We start from the raw sequence: 17801 nt of genomic DNA, 5'->3' as shown, positions 1-17801 counted from the left end.
AATTGACACCTTTTTTTATATTGTAGAAAAAAATATTAATATCCTCCTCTGTTTCCACCTCCACGGTTGTCTCCACCACGGCTGTTTCCACCACCATAACCACCACGAGAATCATTTCCTCCACGGTTGTTATTAAAACTTCTTCTTTCGCCTTCTGGTTTTGGCTCAGATTTGTTTACAACAATTGCACGTCCTTGAACAGTAGCTCCGTTCAATTCGTCAATCGCTTTTTGAGCCTCATCATCATTTGTCATTTCAACAAAACCGAAACCTTTACTTCTTCCAGTAAATTTATCAGTAATGATTTTAACTGAATCAACTGCTCCGTAAGCCTCGAAAGACTCTCTTAAATCTGCTTCCTCAATACTGAATGGAAGGCTTCCAACAAAAATATTCATATGTACTTATTTTAATATGCAACAAATGTAATCTTATTTTTTTCTAATCTACTATAAATTAGCTTATTTATGTTTTTATTATCAATAAAAAAAAGTAAGAAGAGTCGCAAATAGATTTTTTTTTCTTTCTTTAAAATTTTCTATTCCGATGTGTTAACCAACGTAATTGGCACTTTATAAAAAACTCCTTCTTTAAAGCGGACAGCTTTTTCGACCGACGCAACATCTTCATTATCTGGAGCAATAAATGCAAATGTACCCGAAACTGTATTTGTATCCTTATTATACTCCGTGATAATAATCTGACCACTTCCTATTCCTTTACCTGTTTTATACAAAGTTTCTTGCTTTGGCAATGAATTTATATATGTAGCAGTAGAAACATCATCGACTCCCAAAATATATGTTTTAACATTTACCGAAACTGTTTGTAAAACGACTTTTTCATCATTCAAACCTCCAGTTATTATAAGTACTCCGTTCTTATCAATAGTAGCACTATAAGTTGTAGTTCTCCAAAAAACATCATTTTTCAAGAACTGAAAGGCAGGACTACTCGACACCACTTCTTCCTTATCACAGGCAATAAACAATAAAAGTAGAGGCAATAGAAAAAACCACTTTTTCATATTCAAATTAAATTTTGGCAAAATTATCAATTAAAAAACAAAATAATTAGATCTATCTCTTAAAAGAACCATAAAAAACTAGCAAATAAGGGCTTAAACATTAAATTGAAAAATAGAAATTGTAATTCAGAATAAAATTATATCTTTGCACCCTTAATTAATAGAGGTCGAGTACCTCAAAATTTAATCAAACGATTATGTCAGTAAAAATTAGATTACAAAGACACGGTAAAAAAGGAAAACCTTTTTACTGGGTTGTAGCTGCAGATGCACGCTCAAAAAGAGATGGTAAATACTTAGAGAAAATCGGTACTTACAATCCAAACACAAACCCAGCAACTATCGACTTAAACCTTGATAGTGCAGTTAAATGGTTACACAATGGTGCACAACCAACTGATACTGCTAAAGCAATTCTTTCTTACAAAGGAGCTTTGTTGAAACATCACCTTGAAGGTGGTATTCGCAAAGGTGCTTTAACTCAAGAACAAGCTGATGCAAAATTAGCTGCTTGGTTAGAAGCAAAAGCTGGAAAAGTTGACGCTAAGAAAGATGGTTTAACTAAAGCGCAAGCTGATGCTAAATCTAAAGCTTTTAAAGCTGAACAAGAAGTAAACGCAAAACGTTTAGCTGCTGCTGCAAAAGCTGAAGCTGACGCTATCGCTGCTGCTACTCCTGCTGTAGAAGAAGTTGCTGAAGTTGAAGCATCAACTGAAGAAGCTCCTGCTGCTGAAGAAAATAACGAAACAACTGAAGCATAATTATATTAAGCGAGAATGCGTAAAGAAGAATGTTTTTATTTAGGTAAAATCGCGAAAAAATTTAGTTTCAAAGGTGAAGTTCTGGCTTATTTAGACACGGACGAACCTGAGTTATACGAAAACTTGGAATCAGTGTTTGTCGAATGCGACAAACACTTGGTTCCTTTTTTTATTGAAAGTAGCTCAATACACAAAAACGATTTCTTAAGAATTCGTTTTGAAGATATGACTACTGAGGAAGATGCCGATGCCATTATGGGTAACGCTATTTATCTTCCTTTAAGCATGTTACCTAAACTTACTGGTAACAAATTTTATTTCCACGAAGTTATCGGTTTCGAAATAGAAGACCAACGCTTAGGCGTTTTCGGGAAAATAGTTTCTGTAAATGACTCTACTGCCCAACCTCTTTTTGAAGTTATTAATGGCGAAGTAGAAATGTTAATCCCTATGATTGACCATTTCTTAGTAAAAATTGACCGTGATAACAAAAAAGTTATCATGAATTTACCTGAAGGCTTGGTTGAAATGTACCTTTAGATTAGAAATTCCAATACTGAAAAGGAAAATTCCAAATCTGAAATTCCAAATTCCAAACTAGGAAGGAAAATTCCAATTTTTCAAATCTCAAATTCCAATACTGGAAAGGAAAATCCCAAATCTGAAATTCCAAATCCCACCTTTTAAAGAATATTTTTTCTAAATTTTAAATTTGAAAGAAAAAACTTATTTTTATAAAATAATTGTGCCATCTTTATTAGAATTTAAAAATTGGAGTATTATGATTAACAAACCTTACGATTTAGAAGAACGAACTTTTTTGTTTGCAAATGAATGTAGAACATATATTAGAACTTTACCTAAAACAACATCAAACATAGAAGACGGAAAACAATTAGTTAGATCTTCTGGTTCTGTAGGAGCAAATTATATTGAAGCAAATGAAAAACTTGGGGATAAAGATTTAATATTTAGACTTAAAATCTCTCGAAAAGAAGCTAAAGAATCTAAATTCTGGTTACGCTTATTACATGAATCAAATCCCGATCAAAGAACACTTTCAAATTCTTTATTATTCGAAGTAGAAGAATTACGAAAAATTTTATCAGCAATAATCACCAAAACTTCAAAATAATTATTGAGATTTTAATCTTACTTTTGCAACTCAAAACTCATATAGTTTTACTCCTTTTTGCAATTGGAATTTGGAATTTCTTTTTTTAGAATTCCCTCCTTTCTAATTGAAATTTGGAATTTAAAAAAATTGGAATTTCTTTTTTATGTTTAAATTCAAACAATTCTCTATTCTACAAGATAAAACTGCTATGAAAGTTGGCACTGATGGTGTTTTATTAGGCGCATGGACTCCTATAACCAATAATCCTTTTAGCATTTTAGATGTTGGAGCCGGAACTGGACTTATTGCCTTGATGCTAGCACAAAGAACCTCAGCAGAACAAATCGACGCTTTAGAGATAGATGAAGCTGCATATGAACAAGCTGTAGATAATTTTGAAAACGCTCCTTGGAATGACCGTTTATTTTGTTATCATGCAGGATTAGACGAGTTCATGGAAGAACCTGAAGACGAATATGATATCATTGTATCAAACCCTCCTTTTTACAGCGAAGATTACAAAACTGATAACGATCAAAGAGATTTAGCACGTTTTCAAGACGCAATGCCTTTTGAAGATTTAGTTGAAGCGGCTGATCTATTGCTTTCGGAAAACGGAATCTTCTCAGTAATTATTCCATTTAAAGAAGAAGAAAAATTTATTACTCTAGCCAAAGAATTTGAGTTATATCCTTTTAAAATCACTCGAGTAAAAGGAACACCTGTAAGCGATATTAAACGCAGTTTATTAGCCTTTAATCGCACTGAAAACACAGACATTTCTATCGATGAATTAATTATCGAAACTGAAAGACATGTTTATACTCCCGAATATATCGAATTGACCAAGGATTTCTATTTAAAAATGTAGGTTTTAAAAAACTTACAAAGAGAGAAAGCGAACTTTCTCTCTAACTTGTTTTAAGATATTATTTTTGGCAACACCAGTTTCCAGGATATCTTTTTGGATAAACTCCAAAGCCGCAAGCTTCTACAGAATAAACGCAATAACCTGTTTGTTCGGAATATGTCCAATCTCCTACTGCTCCACCGTTAATTAGTTTTTGTTCGCTTTTTGTTAATTTTTGAGCACCTTCTACGTTTAAAATGTTTTTTTAACATGATTTGTTTTTTTTATGGTTTCGTTAATAGCTCAATCTTTTAAAGACATTTGAACTTTCTGTCTAATCTCACGCAAGAATATTTTTAAGTCTATTAAAGAATCTAGCATATAACTAGTATTTTAATAGAAATTTGTCGATGATAAAATAGCTTAAAAACTACATGTGAATTTTTAAGCACAATATTAAAGATAAGAACTCAACTAATTAAACAATAGATATATACACAAAAACAACAAACATTGAGAACCTATTTTGTTACATTTATAACCCAAGATTAAACTGACACAATAGAAACAAAAACGCATGAAAATTTCAACAGTCCTTTTAAAAGAAATGTCATCGATTTGAATCTAGTTAAAAATGAATAATCGTTATTGAAGAAGTAATTAAAAGAAGTAATTATGAGGTCTCGTCATCGGATATATCGAGTTGATGAAAGATCTCTATCTAAAAAATATAAACTTTAAAACCGGCTAAAAGAAGTAACTCAATTATAAAAATACACAGAGAGAAAGCGGACTTTCTCTCTGGTATGTTTTAAAAATTATTTTTCGCAACACCAGTTACCCGGATATTGTTTTGAATAAAGCGCACCGCTACAAACAGGAAGTGGATAAACACAATAACCCGTTGCTTCAGAATATCTCCATTCTCCTGCACTAATTAATTTTTGTTCGCTTTTGGTTAGTTTTCTGACACCCTCTAAATTTAAAATGTTCTTTAACATGATTTGTTTTTTATGGTTTTGTTAATAGCTCAATCGTTTAAAGACAGTTGAACTTTCTGTCTAATCTCGCGTAAGAATATTTTAATTCTATTACAAAACCAGCTGATGCCTTTGTTTTTTAATAGAAAATCACATTTGATGAAATAGTTTAAAAACCACATAGTAATTTTTAAGCAGAACATTAAAGATAAAACATAACCAATTAAAATACAGATAGATAATAAAAAACAATAAACATTGAGCGTCTATTTTGTTAAATTTATAACCAGAAACTTAACTGGTTTATAAGAGGGAGAAACATAATATATTTAAAGTAAATACCATTGGCTTTTAATTCAAATTAAAAGCTAATGGTATCTCTATTGAGGAATAAATTATAGGAAGTAACTACACCTTTTTATTCTCGAATATAACGAGCTAACGAAAGATTGCTATGTTAAAAAGTGTAGAAAAGAATTATCTTAATTGTAAAATAACACAGAGAGAAAGCGAACTTCCTCTCTAATATATTTTAAAAACTATCTTTCACAACACCAACCACCGGCATAGCTTTTCGGATAAGTATCATCGCAAGAACTATAATTACTAAAACACCATCCTGTTTCCGGACTAAATTTAGCCCCACCTCCGTTAATTGATTTTTGTTCGTTTTTGGTTAATTTTTTGGCACCTCCCAAGTTTAAAATGTTTTTTAACATAATTTAAAATTTTATAGTTTCGTTAATAACCCAATCGTTTAAAGACATTTGAGTCTTATGTCTAATCTCGCGCAAGAATATTTTGAATCTATTATAAAACCAGCAAACACCTCGTTTTTAATAGAAAATCATCTTTGATAAAATAGTTTAAAAACTACATCGTAATTTCTAAGCATAACATTAAAGATAAAAACATAGGCTATTAAAAAACAAACAGATAATCAAAAACAATAAACATTAAAGATCAATTTTGTTAAATTTATAACCTAGGATTTGACTGATTCAAAAATATAGCGAGAAGACACAACGATTGTAAGACATAAAATCTTAATTCTGTCTAAAAAGGCTCTTAAACTGATATAGTATTCTTTCGAGTAATCGTAAATCTTCGGTAACAATTTCTGCACTACCTTTCATCTCTTGTTGAAAAGGAATTTTCTTTTTATACGATGTTTCCAATCCTTTAGGTAGCGATATATCTAGCAATAGATTCCCATCTTTATCTGGAATAAGCGAAATATTTTCGACCTTGCCTCTAATTACACCAAACTCTCTGTCTGGGAAATTAAACAATCGAATATTAACTTGTTGTCCTAGTTTAATTTTTCCTGAATTCTGAGCCTTTGCTTTGGCTTTGCCAATATATCCTTTTTCAGTATCTGGAATAATCGAAAAAACATTCTCTCCCGAAGTAATTGTTTGGCTCTCTGTCCATACTTGCAAAAAAGTAACTATACCCGGAATTGAGGATCTTAATGTGTAAGCTAATTCCCAATCTTTAATCCCTTTTTTTAACTGATAAAAAGATTGCATTAAGTTCCGCTCTAAATTCACTTCTTCTTTCGTTCCGCTTATTTTAGTACCTTGACTAGATCTGGAGTTTTCTATAAGGGATGATTTTAATTGCGATATTGATGAAAGCAATCCTTTATAATTCTTATCTGCCTGAAGATAACTCAACTTTTTATTTTCTAAGTCTTGTGTAGAAATAACCCCTTTTGCATATAAAGCTTCGAAACGATTAACATCGTTCTTTTGAAGTTGTAATTCGCTTTCGTTGATGCTTTTTTGCTGCTGCAAAATAGCCAATCGTTCTTTAATTTGGGTATGTTCTGATTTTTGAGCATTATTTTCTACCTGAAAAGGTTGTAGGTTTTCATTAAGTTTCCATACTGCATAATCCTTTTGAAATACTCCATAAGCATTTTCCATCTCTCCAAACTGCATATTGTTTAGAGAAGCAAATGGAAATTCTTTATTTCTGTCATTTATATTAAAATTGTCTACTGTGTTTTTTAGAATAAAAACATCTTTATAATTAGCTGAATTTTCGATAATTGCAAGCGGTGTATTTTTTGACACTTTTGCTTTATCTTTTACTAAAATTGCTTCGATTCTTCCAGTAGTTTTTGCTACTAATTTCTCAGGAGGAATAGATGTTGTAATACTTATTTCTGTACTCACAACATCTGGATATTTAAGAAACCAAGAAACAAAAAACAGCATGCATATTATTGCAAAGATTAAAACCGTTCCCCATCGTATCATCCAATGTGGCACTCTTGTAAGGATATCTTGTACTTCTTCGCTTCTTAATTCAAATTTTGTATTGTCTTCTGCCATGTTTTAATTTCCTAATTGCAATTGATTACGAACCAATTCAAAATAATTCCCTTTTTGTTCTACTAATGCTGAGTGACTTCCTATTTCGATAATCTTTCCTTTGTCTAAAACAACTATTTGATCTGCGTTCATCACCGTACTTAATCGGTGTGCAATTACTACAACTGTTTTATCCTTAAAGAAGATATCTAATTTCCCCATAATTGATTTTTCATTATTTGCATCTAATGCTGAAGTTGCTTCATCAAAAAATAACATTTCGGGATTTTTATAAACTGCTCTCGCAATTAATAATCGTTGTTTTTGTCCTGTACTCATACCAACTCCTTCTGATCCTATCTTGGTATTATAACCAAGTGGCAAACTAGAGATATATTCTTTTATGTTGGCCACATCTGCAGCGTAAACCAATCGTTCTTTATCTATTTTATCGACCCCAATAGCTATATTATTAGCAATTGTATCACTAAAAATAAATCCTTCTTGCATAACTGCTCCGATGTTATTACGCCATGCTTTTTGCGAAATGTTTTTAAGTTGTGTATTTCCTAAATTAATTTCTCCATTATTTGGCTCATAGAATTTTAGTAATAACTTCATTAAAGTAGTTTTTCCGCTTCCGCTAACGCCTACAATGGCAGTTACTTTATGTGCAGGAATTACCAAATTTAAATCATCTAAAACAGGAATATCCGAACCTAAATATCGGTACGATAAATCTTTGATAATTATATCGCTATCCTGAGGAATATCTTGGGTTTGATGCACTTCTTGCTGTACCTCATCTTCCTTATCATGAATTTCAGATAATCTTGCCAACGATATTTTAGCATCTTGCACTTCTCTTACAAACTCTATAAGCTGTGTAATTGGCCCATTTAAACTCCCAACGATAGAACTTATGGCAAGCATCATCCCAAGTGTGATCTGACCATCGATTACCAATTTTGCCGAAAGGAAAATTATAAAAATATTCTTTAATTCATTAATTACAGATGAACCTATTGTTTGAGTTTGTTCCAGAACAAGTCCTTTTATAGAAACTCTAAATAATCTTGCCTGAACATACTCCCAACCCCATCTTTTTTGCTTTTCGGCATTGTGCAGTTTTATTTCCTGCATTCCGTTTATGAGTTCCATAACCTTGCTTTGCTCCTGGCTAACTTCTGAAAATCGCTTATAATCGAGTTCTTCTCTTCGTTTTAAAAATAAGGTTATCCATCCGAAGTACAGAATACTTCCTGCAAAAAACACTAAGAATATCTGAAGATTGTAATACGCTAGGACTCCTCCCATAATTATCATATTAATGACCGAAAACAATACATTTAATGATGATGTGGTAAGGATTCTCTCTATACGACGATGGTCGTTTATACGTTGCATAATATCTCCAGTCATTCGGACATCAAAAAATGAAATTGGTAAATTCATTAATTTGATGAAGAAATCTGAAATTAAAGAGATATTTATTCTGGTAGATAAATGCAATAATATCCAACTCCTGATAAGCTCTAATCCTGTTCTTCCTGCAAAAAGAAATAATTGCGCAAACAGAATTAAATAAATAAAATGAATGTTTTGATTTTGTATCCCTACATCGACAATACTCTGGGTAAGAAAAGGAAAAATAAGCTGTAGTAAACTACTAGCCAGTAAACTTATACTTAACTGGATTAGGAATGATTTATATCGCAAGACATATTGCGATAATAGCCCAAATCCTAAGCCTTTTTTATCTTCTTTATCAAACTCAGACTGAAAGAATCTTGGAGTGGCTTCTAACAATAATGCAATTCCTTCCTGAGTAGAATCATCGGCATTATTTCCTATCCAAAACTTAATAAAGTCTTTCTGATTATATTCTATCAATCCAAAAGCTGGATCAGAAATATAATAGATACCTCTCTTAATTTTATAAAGCACAACATAGTGTTCTTTATTCCAATGTAAGACACAAGGCAAAGGAGCTTCTTCCAGACTCTGTACATTAAGTTTAACTCCTAAGGTTCGAAAACCTATTTTTTCTGCAGCATCACTTAAGAACAACAAATTACTTCCTTCACGTGTGGTCTCACTGTAATCACGTAGTTCTTGAATATTTATGGACTTACCATAATGCTTTGCAATAATCTTTAAGCAGGTAGGACCGCAGTCCTTAAAATCTGCTTGTTTATAATTGGGGAATTTTTTCAATTTTAAATCTTGTTTTACAAGGACAATATACTCTAATTATTTCATATTCGAATATAAAATAATAAAGAGGAACCACCTCCTCTTTATCATCTTAATGAACAACCTTACTAACACTTAACAAATTATAATTTTATTTAAAACCTACGGCTGTACATTACATGGACTAGCGCAGGTTATCTTATAGTACTTACAGAGACCCGTATTCCAATCACGACAATACTCCAAACCACCTTTGATGCTTTTTTGTTGGTTCTTTGTTAATTGTTCAGCACCTTCTAAATTTAAAATCTTTTTTAACATGATATTTAGTTTTATTAGTTACACAAAAAACAATTAAAACATTAAGTTCTTGTTAGTCGTCTTACGGACTAACAAAAACTTAATTAATATTACATTATTAAGGCTCTATCCCTGGACGACATGGACTAGCGCATGATAAGCTATAATACTTACACTGATTTGTATTAGGATCAATACAATCTTTTAAACCACCTTTAATACTTTTTTGCTCATTTTTAGTTAATTTTTGAGCACCTTCTAAATTTGAAATGTTTTTTAACATGATATAAAGTTTTAAAAATTAATTAATTAAGCTCCACCTCCAGGAAATGTACAATTCCCAGTACTTCCTTCTTCTAATCCTGGTATTGTACCATCAGCACAATAAGAAAAGCAAGAAGAACTTATTTTTACAGGACCTCCATTATAGCAAAAACATTTACAGTTTCCTGATGGGATTTTACCTCCTCCAACAAGCATTTTTTGTTCGCTTTTGCTTAAATTTTGTGCGCCTTCAATATTTAATATATTCTTTAACATAAGTATTGTTTTAAAAAATTAATTTTCATTAAGGCTCACAACGAACACAAACACCGAAAATATTTAAACAAAAATCTACAGCACATCCCTCTTTAGGTTTCTCTGTACCACCTTTTATTATTTTCTGCTCTGTTATGTTCAATTCTTGAACTCCTTCTAATTTTAAAATATTCTTTAACATAAGTATCGTTTTTTTAATGTTGAATAAATATTTACTAATTTTTTCTACAAAGCCCCTCAAATTCGCCTGAGACAACACAATATGTTCCTGTTGGACATATTCTTCCTTTAGTACAGGCTATACCTCCATGAATACTCTTTTGCTGATTTTTGGTTAATTGATGAGCCCCTTCTAAGTTTAAAATATTTTTTAACATAATTAGTTTTTATTAATTCGTTAATACTTCACTTTTTTTAAGAACTAGGGTTTATGCCTAAAACTCATAAACCCTAGTATAAAAATTATCTAGAACACTCAATAAATCTGCAATCTGGATAGGCAATATTATTATCTTCAGGACAACAAACGATAAAATCGCCAGGTCCGTTTCCTTTAATTACTTTTTGCTCATTTTCTGTTAACTCCTGAGCTCCGTCTATTTTTGAAATATTTTTTAACATATTATTTTTAATTAAAATGATTAAATAAATTTAATTAGCAAGGCATACAACGCCATACCCATTTTCCATTTTCTAATAAACGTTCCGCACAGAAACCCTCGTCACAAAGTGGCGCACCACCTCCTGTAATTACTTTTTGCTCATTTTTAGTTATTTTTTGAGCACCTTCCAAGTTTAAAATGTTTTTTAACATGATATTATATTTTAAATTAAAGTGATTAAATAAACTTAATTAGCAAGGCATACAACGCCATACCCATTTTCCATTTTCTAATAAACGTTCTGCACAGAAACCCTCGTCACAAAGTGGCGCACCACCTCCTGTAATTACTTTTTGCTCATTTTTAGTTATTTTTTGAGCGCCTTCCAAGTTTAAAATGTTTTTTAACATGATATTATATTTTAAATTAAAGTGATTAAATAAACTTAATTAGCATGGTAAACAATCCCATACCCATTTTCCATCTTCCAATGAACGTCTTGCACAAAAACCTGCTTCACAATATGGAGCACTACCAGCACTAATCTTTTTTTGCTCATTTTTTTCAATTTTCTGAGCACCTTCTAGATTTAAAATGTTTTTTAACATGATATATGGATTAAAAATTAAAAAATACCCCAGTCATCTTATGATTCTCGGGGCTCAATACTACTAATTTGTCAATTGAGCAAAATCAATTAACTACTATAACATTGAAGCGGAATATTTGCTTTAAAAACACATATACATCCTACTTCTGGACAACAAAGAATAACACAGTCGCCTCCTCCATTAATGCTTTTTTGCTCGCTATTAGTTAGTTTTTGAGCACCTTCTAATTTTAAAATGTTCTTTAACATAATATGGTTTTTTGAATTTGTTAATATTATTAATTGATAGAAATCAATTAACTATAGCATACAAGCTGTTCCTTTAGGAACACATGAGCATCCTGTATCTGGACAACAAAGGATAACACATGCGCCACCATTAATACTTTTTTGCTCGCTATTAGTTAATTTTTGAGCACCTTCTAATTTTAAAATTGATTTTAACATAATTTGGTTTTTTGAATTTGTTAATACCTCAATCATTTCAAGACACTTGAGGATTATGTCCTTTTATATAAAATTGTATTATAAAACTTGAGCAGAATATTCTTCTTATATAACTATAAATAAAAAGATTATTGATAACAACAACCTCCTGAAGAAATAGGATACAATACAGGACATGGCTTACCACCTTTAAATATGGCTTCTCCACTAGCGATAGCATTAGCACACTCTTCAGTAATACCTCCTTTAATACTTTTTTGCTCATTATTTGTCAATTCTTGAGCACCTTCTAATTTTAAAATATTTTTTAACATAATTGATATTTTTAAAATTTAATTATTACATGGATATCAGTCCAAAATTTTAATTATACTGGTCTGCAATCTCCATCATTACCACTTGCAACATCTCTACCAACGCATACTGTATTACGAGGACAATACCCATCTGCACTACAACGTAATCCTCCCTTAACAACTTTTTGCTCGTTTTTAGACAATTCTTGAGCACCTTCCAGGTTTAAAATCTTCTTTAACATAATATGGTTTTTTTGAATTTGTTACTACCTCAATAACTTTAAGACACTTGAAGTTTTATGTCCAAACTATTATCTAAGTCAGCATACATGGTGTCCCTGCTGGAGCACATGCACATATACCATCAGGGCAGCAAATAAGGATATCAATACCATTACATACTATCCCTGATCCGTTAATAGATTTTTGTTCTTTTGCTGTAAGTTGTTGAGCGCCTTCTAATTTTAAAATATTCTTTAACATAATATGGTTTTTTTGATTTTGTTACTACTTCAAAATTTTTAAGACACTTGAAGTTTGTGTCTATATTTTAGAGCATTTCTACTTCTTAATCTTATTAAGATGTTAGTACATTAGCACTCAACATAACTAGATGGTCTGCACATACCTGAAAACCTACAATCTGTCACGCATTTACTAGTACCTGGACAATATCCATCAACACCACAGGCTAATCCGCCTTTAATGATTTTTTGCTCACTTCTGGTTAATTGCTGAGCACCTTCAAGTTTTAAAATTTTCTTTAACATAATTGGGGGATTTTTAATTTTGTTAATACTTCAATCATTTTAAGACACTCGAAGTTTTATGTCTAATTACTTAACAGAATTAAATACATTGATCAGATACTTTTCTGCAAGGCCCACCTTCATAATATTGACATGTTCCATTCGGGCAAAATCTACCTTCAGGTGGAATCCAAGATCCTTTAATTTCTTTTTGCTGTTTTTTTGTCAACTCTTCTGCGCCTTTTAGGCTTAAAATGCTTTTTAACATAATACGGTTTTTTGAATTTGTTAATACTTCAATCATTTTAAGACACTTGAAGCTTATGTCTATTCATACTAAAAATCGATTTTAAACTTGAGCTTCGATTTTTATATACTTTTATTTTATTAATTAGGTAAAGTCCTAAATGAGTTTACGGTTTTGTTTTAATCTGCAAAACAACAACCTCCACCAGCTAAAGGATATTCAGGAGGACATGGAGCCGATCCTTTTAATATTGCATATCCTGCAGCCAATGCTTTAGCACAAACTTCGGTAACGCCACCATTAATACCTTTTTGCTCTTTTTGGGTAAGTTTTTGAGCTCCTTTCAGACTTAAAATGTTTTTTAACATAATTAGGGGATTTTTTTATTAAGTTATTACTCCAATCATTTTAAGACACTTGAAGCTTATGTCTAAATACTTACCTAAATCGCCATACATATCGTATTTTTTGGGGCACACACGCATATTCCTTGATCTGGGCAGCAAACAATACTTTCTCCAGCTTGACATGTTGCTGCTCCTCCATTAATCGATTTTTGCTCTTTTTGCGTTAACACTTGAGCACCTTCTAATTTTAAAATTTTACTTAACATAATATGGTTTTTTGGTTTTATTAATCTTAAATTGAGCTATTAGTAAACTAACACTCAATGTAACTGTTTGGTCTACAAATCTCATCAAACCTACAATCAGATACACATTTACTTCCTGTTGGACACCATCCACCTTGATCACAAGCTCTTCCACCTTGGATAGTTTTTTGCTCACTTCTTGTTAATTCCTGAGCACCTTCTAGCTTTAAAATTTTCTTTAACATAATTGGGAAATTTTAATTTGGTTATTACTCCAATCATTTTAAGACACTTGAAGCTTATGTCTACTCTTGCAAGAATTTTATAAATACTTTACATATAGACAAGAGAATCCCTCTCTAACGTTTCGTTGCTTTCTAAAATATCATTAATAAAATATTTTAGTTCGCTTAATTCGTACTCGGTAGGATACAGCTTATTGTTAACAATTTTAACTGGTGTGTAATTAAATCCGTTTTGTGAGCACCAATCATATTGCTGCTGAATTTGTAAATTAACTTTCATAGAAATAGAATCAACTTTCCATTTTTCCTGCCATACTTCTAATGTCATTTTTTTAATATGCCAGTCAGATATTGCTTCTACAATGTTTTCAGGATTAGTATCATTAATCATCAACATTCTTTCTACGACAATTTTATAAGGATTTTGATTGTTATCTGGATTGATATTGAACAATACATTCAAAGATATTTTTTCGGGAAATTTCCAAACTAATTCAAAAGCTTCTTCAAAAGCTTTATGGCAATGTCCACAACTCGGGCTTATGATAATAGAAAGCTTGACAGCAGCAGCAGTATTTCCAAAATGCAATCCTGCCAATTTATCAAACCCTTCTTGTACAGTAACATCCTTAGATAAGAATTCAAAAAGAGTATAGTTTCTTCTGAACTTGGTTAAGTTCTTCACAGAACTTTCTGCTTTTAATTTATCCTCAATAACAGGTTTTATAGTAAACCATAACGAAGAAATAAGAATCAAAGAGAATAAATACTGAAAAAGGCTAGCCAACGTAATGCTTAACTTTAATTCAGATTCAAAAGCCCAACCTATTCCTTGAACTATCATTAAAAAAGAAATAACCAAACACAATACGCACCATTTTTTTATCTGGAATTTCTGAACCCAAATAGAATAGACAATTATTGGTATAGCTGCCAGACTAAGCAATCCTACAAGATTAGAATTTGCTGGTCCTATTAACATTGCCAGAACTGCTGTAACGAAGAAAATTAATGGTAAATCAGAAAAGCCAAACCACTTATTAACATCTACATTATCTGATTTAATAACTGATTCGCATGAAGTATTTGGATTGATATTACAAAACTTAGACACCATTTGGTTATCTATACCTAACTTTTCCTGAATTATGAAAACACTTACTATTAATCCCAATAAGGAGGTGATTAAAAAAGCATAATCGAATATCTTATAATCGTTATAAAAACTAGATAAGACAATTAGCGCCAAAAACAAAATACCATACTTAAGCCATTTTGGATTTTCACTTAAAACTTCTTCTTCCTGAGCTTCATTAGGCTCTATTGCAAGTACAACCCCACTCCAGTCTTTGGAGAAATCATCAACTGATAAAGTAACCTTCTTACTTTTTTCAGTCTCAATTGTAATTGAAGATTCTGTTTTTTGAACCAAAACTAAATCCTGATTATAAATTGCCAGGAAAGATTCAGGCAATTCGGGCAATTGTTCTTTTGGGACTTTTATTACAATATTCTCTATTGATAATGTATTCAATGAATCTGTAATAGCAAATAGACTTGGATAATTAGGATGAGAAAGGAATAACTCTTCGAACTCCTTTTTAGCATTTAAATAATTGTTTAAGTCAAGGTACTTGTTAACTAATTTAATCATAGGGACAATCTTAATTATTATGAAAAGGATTATCACAAATATTGATAATCTTTCACATAAAAAAAGTTAATTTTTTGGATTTTTAAAAAAAATGAATATATAATTTATAAATAGTTTAGCTCTTTTTCATATCGCAAAGCACTATTTATCAGCTGATTAAAAAAAACAACCAGTAAAAATATATTTCAAAATCGCAATCCAAATTATCGGTATTCCTTTTCTATAATTTTGGCATTCTAACAAATACAACTTATGAAAAAGACCTCGTTAACGCTCGAAGATTTTAAAAAAAATGAGCTCCCGAAAAAACATTACAAAATGATCATGGGAGGAGATGAACCAATAATAGATCCTAATACAGATCCTAAAATTATAGCAAATATTATCCCGCCAGGAACAGTAAGGCCACCTGGTCAGACTTAGTAGAGAAATAAATTAGAAACTACAGCTTTACCCTCAGAATTCTGTAGTTTCTAATTTTTTAGTAAACTGAGTTGGAGTTACTCCTGTTCTTTTGCTAAAGGATTTTGTAAAAGAAACAGCATTTTTAAAACCCACACTCTCGGCAAGTGCCTGAGTTGAGTACTTACGATATTTTGAATTCGTTATTAATTCGTTAATCACGTAATTAATCTTTAATTCATTAGAGTATTCGCTAAAAGTTTTACCAAATCTCTTATTTACAACATAAGACAAATAACTGGTATTTGTTTTAATTTTCTTAGCTACAGATTGTTGAGTGAAATCTGAATTTAGATAGTAATGCTTCTTTTCTAATTGCTTTAATTTTTCGAATATTTCTTCTTCCTTCTCTAAATCTAAATTCATTTTAACAGCCATTTTAGGCACACTGTCTACTACAACTGCTTCTTCATTTACTGTTTCTGGAATTGCATTGTTTAACGCTAATCTTTGTTTATACTCTTCAATTAAAGTATTCACTTTCTTATCCGTTTCTCTTTTTTTCTTAATGCTTTTTACATACAAAACAACCAAAACCACAACCAACCCAACAAGAATAAAAATCATCAAATTCCAAAATCTAATTTTATTCTGATTTTTAGACTGAAGGTCCTCCATCTCTTTTTTGACATTCACATTACCCAATCGAAAATTAACTTCTAAAGCTTCATTATCAATTTTTGACTGAATTGTCTCGAACTTATCAAAGTATTTTTCAGAATATTTTAATGCCTCTTGAGGTTCATTTTTGATGGTATAAATCTTGGCTAAATAATAATTAGAGTTGATATAATACAGATCATCAACCTTGGTAATGTTATATATAGAATCTACTTTTTTAAAAAAATACAATGACTTATCATATTCTTTCGTTTTAAAGAACAAACTTCCCAAATTATAACTAGCAGAAAACAACTCGGGAAGCAATTTATTCTCTTCACTAAACAACAAAACATCATAATATATTTTTTCGGCATTAGCCAAATCATTCTTCATATAATAAATATTCCCTAAACTCATTTTAGAGTTTAGTTTTGTATTTAAGTAATTATTAGAATATAAAATTGCTTTTGTATAGTAGTGTTTTGCAGAATCTAAAAGTTTAGGATTAGAATAGTTTTTCCCGTAAGCTTTCTCAAAGGCTCGTCCTAAATTAAAATTAATATTACTCTTATAATTGGTAAATTTCTCTTCAGAAAACGAGTATTTGATTCTATCCGTTATTTTATTTGACTCTTGCAGAGATAAAATTGCCGATTTATAATTACCTACTTCTATATTAATTAAAGAAATATTCATATAGAATTTCACCATTCTAATCTGGTCATTCTCCTTCTTAACAATGGTTAATCCTTTTTCGAATTTATCGAAAGCTGCAGTTAGATTGTTTTTTCTCCAATCAATAAGCCCACCATAATTTAACAGATCAGCATGTAGTATTCTTTTTTCTTTTGAATTTTTTACTTTCTCTAAAAAACTAAAAGCCTGATCATAAAACATTTTTGCTTTAATACTATCATCCTTAAGCTGATATAAATATGCTTTTGCACCACAAGCAAACGTTTTATGCAAATAATCTCTCGATTGCTCCATTTTGTTTACAAAAATAAAAGCGCTATCTACATTAGAATTTGTACACACTCTTATTTTATCTTGTAATAGAACATACTCTTTATCGCTTAATTGCGAATTTTTCTGAGAGAAAACAGTACTTGCAATAAAAAAAAATAGGAGGCATTTAACAAATTTCATTAACGATATAGTTTTGAATTATCCCAAATTTAGTTCATTAATACCAATAAGCA

The 17801-nt window shown here is 30.9% G+C and carries 29 protein-coding genes; 5 read left to right on the top strand and 24 right to left on the bottom strand.

Annotation, left to right across the window (positions count from 1 at the left end; translation table 11 throughout):
• Window positions 1-35: 35 nt before the first annotated feature.
• Together OA93_RS13265 and OA93_RS13260 are read right to left on the bottom strand one after the other, a co-directional pair.
• Window positions 36-398: an RNA-binding protein gene (locus OA93_RS13265; RefSeq protein ID WP_039113804.1), complete on the bottom strand. Its 363-nt coding sequence runs from the start codon at window positions 396-398 to the stop codon at window positions 36-38.
• 140 nt (window positions 399-538) lie between these two features.
• The gene (locus OA93_RS13260) at window positions 539-1027 is read right to left on the bottom strand and encodes a DUF6252 family protein (protein ID WP_039113802.1); all 489 of its coding nucleotides are present in this window, start codon (window positions 1025-1027) and stop codon (window positions 539-541) included.
• Between the two features lie 197 nt (window positions 1028-1224).
• Here OA93_RS13260 and OA93_RS13255 point away from each other — a divergent pair, with 197 nt between their 5' ends.
• From OA93_RS13255 to OA93_RS13240, 4 genes are all read left to right on the top strand, one after another.
• Entirely contained in the window at window positions 1225-1788 is a 564-nt protein-coding gene (locus OA93_RS13255) for a 30S ribosomal protein S16 (RefSeq protein WP_039113801.1), read from the top strand.
• A gap of 15 nt (window positions 1789-1803) precedes the next feature.
• Entirely contained in the window at window positions 1804-2328 is a 525-nt protein-coding gene (gene rimM / locus OA93_RS13250) for a ribosome maturation factor RimM (protein WP_039113800.1), read from the top strand.
• 172 nt (window positions 2329-2500) lie between these two features.
• Window positions 2501-2923, top strand: a complete 423-nt coding sequence (locus OA93_RS13245) for a four helix bundle protein (protein WP_240474729.1) — start codon at window positions 2501-2503, stop codon at window positions 2921-2923.
• A 145-nt stretch (window positions 2924-3068) separates the two neighbouring features.
• Entirely contained in the window at window positions 3069-3776 is a 708-nt protein-coding gene (locus tag OA93_RS13240) for a methyltransferase (RefSeq protein WP_039113799.1), read from the top strand.
• 797 nt (window positions 3777-4573) lie between these two features.
• On the opposite strand, the gene OA93_RS13235 is transcribed toward OA93_RS13240, so the two are convergent.
• The 21 genes from OA93_RS13235 to OA93_RS13190 all read right to left on the bottom strand — a co-directional run bounded on the left by OA93_RS13235 (window position 4574) and on the right by OA93_RS13190 (window position 15534).
• Window positions 4574-4756: a hypothetical protein gene (locus OA93_RS13235; RefSeq protein WP_039113797.1), complete on the bottom strand. Its 183-nt coding sequence runs from the start codon at window positions 4754-4756 to the stop codon at window positions 4574-4576.
• A 518-nt stretch (window positions 4757-5274) separates the two neighbouring features.
• On the bottom strand, window positions 5275-5454 hold the full coding sequence (locus OA93_RS13230) for a hypothetical protein (RefSeq protein ID WP_039113796.1): 180 nt from the start codon (window positions 5452-5454) through the stop codon (window positions 5275-5277).
• Between the two features lie 327 nt (window positions 5455-5781).
• On the bottom strand, window positions 5782-7077 hold the full coding sequence (locus tag OA93_RS13225; protein WP_039113795.1) for an HlyD family efflux transporter periplasmic adaptor subunit: 1296 nt from the start codon (window positions 7075-7077) through the stop codon (window positions 5782-5784).
• A gap of 3 nt (window positions 7078-7080) precedes the next feature.
• Window positions 7081-9273 (bottom strand): peptidase domain-containing ABC transporter, encoded by a 2193-nt coding sequence (locus tag OA93_RS13220; RefSeq protein ID WP_039113794.1) that lies wholly within the window; start codon window positions 9271-9273, stop codon window positions 7081-7083.
• Between the two features lie 397 nt (window positions 9274-9670).
• Window positions 9671-9835, bottom strand: coding sequence for a hypothetical protein (locus tag OA93_RS25090; protein WP_165572109.1), 165 nt, complete (start codon window positions 9833-9835; stop codon window positions 9671-9673).
• 26 nt (window positions 9836-9861) lie between these two features.
• Window positions 9862-10092 (bottom strand): hypothetical protein, encoded by a 231-nt coding sequence (locus tag OA93_RS13215; RefSeq protein ID WP_039113792.1) that lies wholly within the window; start codon window positions 10090-10092, stop codon window positions 9862-9864.
• Between the two features lie 28 nt (window positions 10093-10120).
• Window positions 10121-10273, bottom strand: coding sequence for a hypothetical protein (locus OA93_RS25085; RefSeq protein ID WP_165572108.1), 153 nt, complete (start codon window positions 10271-10273; stop codon window positions 10121-10123).
• A 281-nt stretch (window positions 10274-10554) separates the two neighbouring features.
• Window positions 10555-10713: a hypothetical protein gene (locus OA93_RS25080; protein ID WP_165572107.1), complete on the bottom strand. Its 159-nt coding sequence runs from the start codon at window positions 10711-10713 to the stop codon at window positions 10555-10557.
• Window positions 10714-10747: 34 nt separating this feature from the next.
• Entirely contained in the window at window positions 10748-10906 is a 159-nt protein-coding gene (locus OA93_RS25075; protein WP_165572106.1) for a hypothetical protein, read from the bottom strand.
• A 39-nt stretch (window positions 10907-10945) separates the two neighbouring features.
• Window positions 10946-11104 (bottom strand): hypothetical protein, encoded by a 159-nt coding sequence (locus tag OA93_RS25070; protein WP_165572106.1) that lies wholly within the window; start codon window positions 11102-11104, stop codon window positions 10946-10948.
• A 39-nt stretch (window positions 11105-11143) separates the two neighbouring features.
• Window positions 11144-11302, bottom strand: a complete 159-nt coding sequence (locus OA93_RS25065; RefSeq protein WP_165572105.1) for a hypothetical protein — start codon at window positions 11300-11302, stop codon at window positions 11144-11146.
• Window positions 11303-11391: 89 nt separating this feature from the next.
• The gene (locus OA93_RS25060; RefSeq protein ID WP_165572104.1) at window positions 11392-11553 is read right to left on the bottom strand and encodes a hypothetical protein; all 162 of its coding nucleotides are present in this window, start codon (window positions 11551-11553) and stop codon (window positions 11392-11394) included.
• A 51-nt stretch (window positions 11554-11604) separates the two neighbouring features.
• Window positions 11605-11787 (bottom strand): hypothetical protein, encoded by a 183-nt coding sequence (locus OA93_RS13210; RefSeq protein ID WP_039113791.1) that lies wholly within the window; start codon window positions 11785-11787, stop codon window positions 11605-11607.
• A gap of 92 nt (window positions 11788-11879) precedes the next feature.
• Complete coding sequence (locus OA93_RS13205) at window positions 11880-12065, bottom strand: hypothetical protein (protein WP_039113790.1); 186 nt, start codon at window positions 12063-12065, stop codon at window positions 11880-11882.
• A gap of 53 nt (window positions 12066-12118) precedes the next feature.
• On the bottom strand, window positions 12119-12289 hold the full coding sequence (locus tag OA93_RS25055; RefSeq protein ID WP_165572103.1) for a hypothetical protein: 171 nt from the start codon (window positions 12287-12289) through the stop codon (window positions 12119-12121).
• Window positions 12290-12362: 73 nt separating this feature from the next.
• Window positions 12363-12530 carry a hypothetical protein gene (locus tag OA93_RS25050; protein WP_165572102.1) on the bottom strand — a complete coding sequence of 56 codons (168 nt, stop codon included), beginning with the start codon at window positions 12528-12530 and terminating at the stop codon, window positions 12363-12365.
• 110 nt (window positions 12531-12640) lie between these two features.
• Window positions 12641-12817 carry a hypothetical protein gene (locus OA93_RS25045; RefSeq protein WP_165572101.1) on the bottom strand — a complete coding sequence of 59 codons (177 nt, stop codon included), beginning with the start codon at window positions 12815-12817 and terminating at the stop codon, window positions 12641-12643.
• Window positions 12818-12896: 79 nt separating this feature from the next.
• Window positions 12897-13100: a hypothetical protein gene (locus OA93_RS13200; protein ID WP_035621991.1), complete on the bottom strand. Its 204-nt coding sequence runs from the start codon at window positions 13098-13100 to the stop codon at window positions 12897-12899.
• Between the two features lie 122 nt (window positions 13101-13222).
• Window positions 13223-13411: a hypothetical protein gene (locus OA93_RS13195; protein WP_039113789.1), complete on the bottom strand. Its 189-nt coding sequence runs from the start codon at window positions 13409-13411 to the stop codon at window positions 13223-13225.
• A 74-nt stretch (window positions 13412-13485) separates the two neighbouring features.
• Window positions 13486-13656, bottom strand: coding sequence for a hypothetical protein (locus OA93_RS25040; protein WP_165572100.1), 171 nt, complete (start codon window positions 13654-13656; stop codon window positions 13486-13488).
• A gap of 312 nt (window positions 13657-13968) precedes the next feature.
• The gene (locus OA93_RS13190; protein ID WP_039113787.1) at window positions 13969-15534 is read right to left on the bottom strand and encodes a vitamin K epoxide reductase family protein; all 1566 of its coding nucleotides are present in this window, start codon (window positions 15532-15534) and stop codon (window positions 13969-13971) included.
• 252 nt (window positions 15535-15786) lie between these two features.
• Here OA93_RS13190 and OA93_RS25035 point away from each other — a divergent pair, with 252 nt between their 5' ends.
• Window positions 15787-15957 carry a hypothetical protein gene (locus OA93_RS25035; protein WP_165572099.1) on the top strand — a complete coding sequence of 57 codons (171 nt, stop codon included), beginning with the start codon at window positions 15787-15789 and terminating at the stop codon, window positions 15955-15957.
• A gap of 33 nt (window positions 15958-15990) precedes the next feature.
• Here the strand turns inward: OA93_RS25035 and OA93_RS13185 are convergent, their stop codons facing one another.
• The gene (locus tag OA93_RS13185) at window positions 15991-17748 is read right to left on the bottom strand and encodes a helix-turn-helix domain-containing protein (protein WP_039113786.1); all 1758 of its coding nucleotides are present in this window, start codon (window positions 17746-17748) and stop codon (window positions 15991-15993) included.
• Between the last annotated feature and the right edge of the window lie 53 nt (window positions 17749-17801).

This window comes from Flavobacterium sp. KMS (assembly GCF_000813005.1).
GTDB lineage: Bacteria > Bacteroidota > Bacteroidia > Flavobacteriales > Flavobacteriaceae > Flavobacterium.
Note: the sequence above shows the minus strand (reverse complement) of the source record. Positions and strands in the feature narration are given on the sequence as shown.

Coding starts and splice junctions, on each gene's coding strand:
- OA93_RS25080 (WP_165572107.1), bottom strand. CDS start 10,713: ATGTTAAAAAATATTTCAAAAATAGACGGAGCTCAGGAGTTAACAGAA.
- OA93_RS25085 (WP_165572108.1), bottom strand. CDS start 10,273: ATGTTAAAGAATATTTTAAAATTAGAAGGAGTTCAAGAATTGAACATA.
- OA93_RS13190 (WP_039113787.1), bottom strand. CDS start 15,534: ATGATTAAATTAGTTAACAAGTACCTTGACTTAAACAATTATTTAAAT.
- OA93_RS13260 (WP_039113802.1), bottom strand. CDS start 1,027: ATGAAAAAGTGGTTTTTTCTATTGCCTCTACTTTTATTGTTTATTGCC.
- OA93_RS25075 (WP_165572106.1), bottom strand. CDS start 10,906: ATGTTAAAAAACATTTTAAACTTGGAAGGTGCTCAAAAAATAACTAAA.
- OA93_RS25060 (WP_165572104.1), bottom strand. CDS start 11,553: ATGTTAAAGAACATTTTAAAATTAGAAGGTGCTCAAAAACTAACTAAT.
- OA93_RS25035 (WP_165572099.1), top strand. CDS start 15,787: ATGAAAAAGACCTCGTTAACGCTCGAAGATTTTAAAAAAAATGAGCTC.
- OA93_RS13200 (WP_035621991.1), bottom strand. CDS start 13,100: ATGATTGAAGTATTAACAAATTCAAAAAACCGTATTATGTTAAAAAGC.
- OA93_RS13240 (WP_039113799.1), top strand. CDS start 3,069: ATGTTTAAATTCAAACAATTCTCTATTCTACAAGATAAAACTGCTATG.
- OA93_RS25070 (WP_165572106.1), bottom strand. CDS start 11,104: ATGTTAAAAAACATTTTAAACTTGGAAGGCGCTCAAAAAATAACTAAA.
- OA93_RS13265 (WP_039113804.1), bottom strand. CDS start 398: ATGAATATTTTTGTTGGAAGCCTTCCATTCAGTATTGAGGAAGCAGAT.
- OA93_RS13185 (WP_039113786.1), bottom strand. CDS start 17,748: ATGAAATTTGTTAAATGCCTCCTATTTTTTTTTATTGCAAGTACTGTT.
- OA93_RS13195 (WP_039113789.1), bottom strand. CDS start 13,411: ATGTTAAAAAACATTTTAAGTCTGAAAGGAGCTCAAAAACTTACCCAA.
- OA93_RS13215 (WP_039113792.1), bottom strand. CDS start 10,092: ATGTTAAAGAATATATTAAATATTGAAGGCGCACAAAATTTAAGCAAA.
- OA93_RS13225 (WP_039113795.1), bottom strand. CDS start 7,077: ATGGCAGAAGACAATACAAAATTTGAATTAAGAAGCGAAGAAGTACAA.
- OA93_RS13255 (WP_039113801.1), top strand. CDS start 1,225: ATGTCAGTAAAAATTAGATTACAAAGACACGGTAAAAAAGGAAAACCT.
- OA93_RS25065 (WP_165572105.1), bottom strand. CDS start 11,302: ATGTTAAAAAACATTTTAAATCTAGAAGGTGCTCAGAAAATTGAAAAA.
- OA93_RS13230 (WP_039113796.1), bottom strand. CDS start 5,454: ATGTTAAAAAACATTTTAAACTTGGGAGGTGCCAAAAAATTAACCAAA.
- OA93_RS25040 (WP_165572100.1), bottom strand. CDS start 13,656: ATGTTAAGTAAAATTTTAAAATTAGAAGGTGCTCAAGTGTTAACGCAA.
- rimM (WP_039113800.1), top strand. CDS start 1,804: ATGCGTAAAGAAGAATGTTTTTATTTAGGTAAAATCGCGAAAAAATTT.
- OA93_RS25055 (WP_165572103.1), bottom strand. CDS start 12,289: ATGTTAAAGAAGATTTTAAACCTGGAAGGTGCTCAAGAATTGTCTAAA.
- OA93_RS25090 (WP_165572109.1), bottom strand. CDS start 9,835: ATGTTAAAAAACATTTCAAATTTAGAAGGTGCTCAAAAATTAACTAAA.
- OA93_RS13235 (WP_039113797.1), bottom strand. CDS start 4,756: ATGTTAAAGAACATTTTAAATTTAGAGGGTGTCAGAAAACTAACCAAA.
- OA93_RS13210 (WP_039113791.1), bottom strand. CDS start 11,787: ATGATTGAGGTATTAACAAATTCAAAAAACCAAATTATGTTAAAATCA.
- OA93_RS25045 (WP_165572101.1), bottom strand. CDS start 12,817: ATGTTAAAGAAAATTTTAAAACTTGAAGGTGCTCAGCAATTAACCAGA.
- OA93_RS13205 (WP_039113790.1), bottom strand. CDS start 12,065: ATGTTAAAAAATATTTTAAAATTAGAAGGTGCTCAAGAATTGACAAAT.
- OA93_RS25050 (WP_165572102.1), bottom strand. CDS start 12,530: ATGTTAAAGAATATTTTAAAATTAGAAGGCGCTCAACAACTTACAGCA.